The 606-nt window shown below is 56.6% G+C and carries 1 protein-coding gene; it reads left to right on the top strand.

Features of this window, described 5'->3' with window-relative positions:
- A partial coding sequence (locus A3735_RS11430) for a transposase (RefSeq protein WP_197485873.1) occupies positions 1–606 on the top strand: 606 nt, incomplete at both ends.

Here is a 606-nt window from a genome sequence, read left to right as displayed (position 1 = left end):
ACCACATGCTATTTCTCGATGGCGTATACGCCGAAGATACCTATGGCCAACGGCGGTTCCATCGGGTCAAGGCACCCACTCAACATGAACTCAATGCGCTCGTTAACACCCTGAGCCACCGGGTCGCTCGCTGCCTGGAAAAACGCGGTCTGTTGGAGCGAGATGCCGAGAATACCTGGTTGACGCTGGACGAGGAAGGAGGAGATGTACTCACGCAACTGCACGGTTCCTCGGTGACTTACCGCATCGCCACCGACCCCCAGCAAGGGAGTAAGGTCTTCACCCTGCAAACCTTGCCTCATTGCGAAAGTGAGAAGCCAGGCTATGGCCAAGCGGCTAAAGTGGCAGGGTTTTCACTCCACGCCGGTGTGATGGCCGAAGGACATCAGAGGGATAAACTCGAACGGCTCTGCCGCTACGTTAGCCGACCCGCTGTTTCAGAAAAGCGCCTGGCATTGACCTCCAATGGACACGTTCGGTATGAACTCAAAACCCCGTATCGCAATGGCACAACCCATGTGATCTTCGAACCCATGGACTTCATGGCCAAGCTGGCTGCACTGGTACCCAAGCCGCGCGTCAACCTCACCCGATTCCACGGAGTCT

The organism is Oleiphilus sp. HI0061 (assembly GCF_001635675.1).
Note: the sequence above shows the minus strand (reverse complement) of the source record. Positions and strands in the feature narration are given on the sequence as shown.